The organism is Sphingomonas bacterium (assembly GCF_903643065.1).
Lineage (GTDB): Bacteria > Pseudomonadota > Alphaproteobacteria > Sphingomonadales > Sphingomonadaceae > Sphingomonas.
This window is the reverse complement of the sequence record NZ_CAHJWX010000392.1, coordinates 1-2964: the sequence shown is the minus strand read 5'-3', so window position 1 is coordinate 2964 and position 2964 is coordinate 1. Positions and strand designations below refer to the sequence as shown.

The following is a 2964-nucleotide window of genomic DNA, read 5'->3' as shown; positions in this document are numbered from 1 at the left end:
GGAAGGCCTCCTCCCGTCGGGAGGAGGCCGGTTCTCGCGTCAGGCGCGGAGTTCGTACGCGATGCGCTGCGTAATCATCGTATGCTCCTTGAATGTCGCCAGCGTGAGCGTCGCAAGGTGGCGTCCGTGCATCTCCATCATGTCGCTCGCGTCCGCCGGGCTGGCGAGGTAGGCGGTGGCGAGATCGCGCAGGAACACGTGGTTCTCGTACTGCGCATCGATGTACGCGCGATCAAACGCCGCACCGGGCGCCGCCGAGCGAATCTTGTCCAGCGTCGCCTGCGCCTTGGCGTCCATCGGCGGCGGGGTGTTGCCGAGCTGCTTCAGCACGGTCGTGACGGCGACCGCCTCGGTCAGCTCGAAGCCGGCGAACTCGCGCGCGTCGGCCTTCCGCGCCCGGTCGACCGCGATTTGGCTGGTTGCCAGCGACAGCATCGCCGGGCCGAAGACGCCCATCTCGAACTGCGTGTGCGTACGGGTGCCGGAGACATCGGGCATCGGCATCGCGGCCGGGTCCATTCCCATGCGGCGCTGCCGCTGCGCCATCGCCATGGCGGGGACGGCAACGAGGGCGGCGGCGGCCCCGGTCAGGATAGTGCGACGGTCGGTAAGCATGGGCGTTCCTCTCATGGTGACCGAAGGCACACATGCGCGAGGGTCCTTGGCAGGACGGCTCGCTGATCGACCCGTTCCACAGTCGCTCGAGGATTGGACAGCCGGTCGGTCAGTCTGGACGATCGGTGACCTGCAGATCGTCCAGACCCACTGGCGGCGGCAGCGGCGCCAGCCGGTACGCCGACGGCAGCATGGCATAGGTGGCTTCGAACGCGCGGGAGAACGGCCGCGATCCGGCGTAGCCCACGCTTTGAGCGATGGCCTTGATCGGCAGGTCGGTGACCCTGAGCAGCCGCGCGGCCACCCGCAAACGCGCCTTTTGCACGAAGTCGATGGGGCCTTGTCCGAAGGTGCGTGAGAAATGATCGGAAAACGACGCCCGGCTCATGCCGGCGAGACCGGCAAGGCTGTTCACACTGTGGTCCGCGCCGGGATGCTCGATGATGGCGGCGATCGCGCGCGCCAGCCGGGGGTGGTGGAGCGCATCGAGGACGGTCGACCCGTCCGCCTGCGACCAGTGCCGACGCAACAGCATGATGAGCGCCTGCTTCATCAGCGCCTGACACATCGCCTGGGTTCCCAGACCGGCGTTGGTGACCTCGTGGCGCATGGCATCGACGATCGCGGCCGGTACGCCGCTCGCTGCCAGGTCGTCGGCCACCGGCCAGCGCATCAGGTCGAACAGACCGAGCGCCGCCTGGTCCGGCGCCGAAACGGCGGCGCACAGCAGCAGCGTGTCATCGGCGCCGTCGCCCGCGGTGAACTCGACGAGGCCGTCCCCGATCAGCTCGCACTTGTCAGCCGCAGCGCCGGTCGCGGCGGATCTGTCGGCGTCGCCGACCCAGTGCGGCTGCAAGGCCGGCACGACCAGGACGCTCGATGGAGCGAATGGAACCGGAGCCGTCTCACCAGCCTGGATATGCCCCGACCCGCGCAGCACGAAGTGGACCGTGACGGCCTTGAACACCGGAAAGCTCATCCGCCAACCGGACTGGATCCGGCACACCGAGAAGGCGTGCGGCGCCACATCAAGGGCGGTTAGCAGACGATTGAGAGTCGGATCGATCAGCGTGAACCTTTAGGACACTTACGCACAGTGCAACGTTGCCCGGACAAATGCCAGGTCCAATCCAATAGGCAAGACCCCTCTGCCGTCGCCGCCGATCAACCGAGCGGCCCCGAACTAGATCGATCCGAGCGGGGATGACCCACAAAGCGACATTCCCGGCCGCTTTCCGGCTGCCCAACTTCGGCCGCTTGTTCATGTGGATGTCGCGACCCGGTGTCAGCGTAATCGGTCTGCCTCCTGCATGGCGTGAGGTGGTGGTCAGCGTCTAGTCGAGCATCCTCAGGCCGGGGCCTCGTAAACCCGACACCGGCATTCAGGCGGCTTGTAGATCGCGACATAGGGCGGCACGGCGGTCAGCAGGTTAGCCGCTAAGCAGCCCGAGCAACGGCAGGCATGGCGCCGCCCTTCAAAGCCTGCCGATACGGCGCTCGGCCTCGGCCTTACCTCTCAGCGCCCCCAGTCTGCCGGGCGCCAGCGCCAACGCGGCGTCGAATGCGCTAAGCGCCTCTCGTGGCCTTCCCTCGGCAAGCAACAGCTCACCAAGCTGCTCGCGCGAAGGGACGATCGGCCCCGGCGTGAGAGGAAGCTTCTCGAGCCCGTCTTCCTCGTCCGCAGCCTCCCGCATCGTCGTTACCGCGGCGGCGGTGTTGGCGGACGCCGCGAGGCGCCAGGCTTGCGCGGACTTGACCAGGGCATCGACCTGCGCGGTCCAGTAGCTGTCGTGCGCCGCGCGGATCGCCTCGAGACAAGCCTGAAGCTCAGCAATATCGGCGTCGGCGGAACCGGGCGTCGGAGCGCGCAGCTTGCCCAGCGCACGAGCCCACCAGACGATCGCAGCGACCTGTGGCGCGGAGCCAGGCATCGGCGTGAGCTGAGCCGCCGTGGTCCAATCATGGGTTTCGACTGCGAGACGTACGGGCATGGCGTTGCCGGCATAGCCGATCTTGAAACCGGCTCCGGAGAGGCCGTGCATGGCCTTGAGATCCGCCACTTCCCGCGCCGCATCGCTCGCTCGGCCTCGCTGGAGATAGGCGTAGGTCAGATAATCCATGGCGTGCAGTTCCTCGCCGACATCGCTCTGCGCGCGGGCCGCGTCTCGCGCCGCGATATTGGACGCTATGGAGTCATCCCACAGGCCGAGCCGCGTGAAGATGTGTGATGGCATATGCAGCGCATGGGGGGCCGAGGGCGCAATCTTCGCGTAGGCCCGAGCCGCAGGCAGGCCACGCTGCGCCAGCTCGGGATTGTCGTACGCGTGGATCAGATAGTGCGGGACGCCG

3 protein-coding genes are annotated in these 2964 nt (G+C 67.4%); all 3 read right to left on the bottom strand.

The window, feature by feature from the left end; translation table 11 throughout:
• Window positions 1-39 precede the first annotated feature (39 nt).
• A complete protein-coding gene (locus HUU95_RS12670; RefSeq protein WP_174280429.1) occupies window positions 40-615 on the bottom strand; it encodes a DUF4142 domain-containing protein in 576 nt (191 codons plus the stop codon).
• A 109-nt stretch (window positions 616-724) separates the two neighbouring features.
• Entirely contained in the window at window positions 725-1660 is a 936-nt protein-coding gene (locus HUU95_RS12665) for a helix-turn-helix domain-containing protein (protein WP_302480129.1), read from the bottom strand.
• A gap of 430 nt (window positions 1661-2090) precedes the next feature.
• On the bottom strand, window positions 2091-2964 hold an 874-nt coding region (locus tag HUU95_RS12660; RefSeq protein WP_217429840.1), incomplete at its 5' end, for a hypothetical protein.